The organism is Paenibacillus xylanexedens (genome assembly GCF_007680605.1).
Taxonomy (GTDB): Bacteria; Bacillota; Bacilli; order Paenibacillales; family Paenibacillaceae; genus Paenibacillus; species Paenibacillus xylanexedens_B.
Map to the genome: position 1 here is coordinate 1 of NZ_VEIO01000040.1, position 614 is coordinate 614.

Below are 614 nucleotides of genomic sequence, written 5' to 3' on the forward strand. Positions count from 1 at the left end.
GGCGGCGCCTACATGCCGATCGACCCGGCGTACCCGCCGGATCGGATGACGTACATGCTGGAAGACAGCGGGGCGGAGCTGCTGCTTATATACGGCGGGAATGTGGAAGTACCGTCAGCTTATGCAGGCACTGTGTTGAACCTGGCGGACGCATCGTTGTACAGGGGTGAATCGGCTAACTTATTAGCGATCAGCGGCGCAAGGGATCTGGCGTATGTAATCTATACCTCGGGATCGACGGGACAGCCCAAAGGGGTCATGGTTGAACACAAAGGTATATTGAATTTAAGTGGGTTCTTTAAGCAGAGCTTAAGATTGGTGCCAAGTGATCAGGTTGCAAACTTTGCAAGTTTGAGTTTCGATGCATCAGTATGGGAAATATTTATGGCGTTGTTGACAGGGGCTACCTTACACGTGCTTTCTGAGGAGACGGTCAAACAGCATGAGAAATTTGAGACTTATATGAATGAGTCTCAAGTAACGGTGGTAACGCTGCCTCCCCCTTATGCGTTGCATGTAAATCCGGATCGATTTGCATCGTTGAGAATGTTAATTTTGGCTGGTTCGGCGAGCGCGACTGAATTGATGAGGAAATGGCATGACAGAACTGATTT

The 614-nt window shown here is 49.5% G+C and carries 1 protein-coding gene; it reads left to right on the forward strand.

The annotated features are described in order from the left end of the window. Positions 1 to 614 (forward strand): AMP-binding protein (locus FS818_RS28260; RefSeq protein WP_145336727.1); only part of this gene is annotated, 614 nt, incomplete at both ends.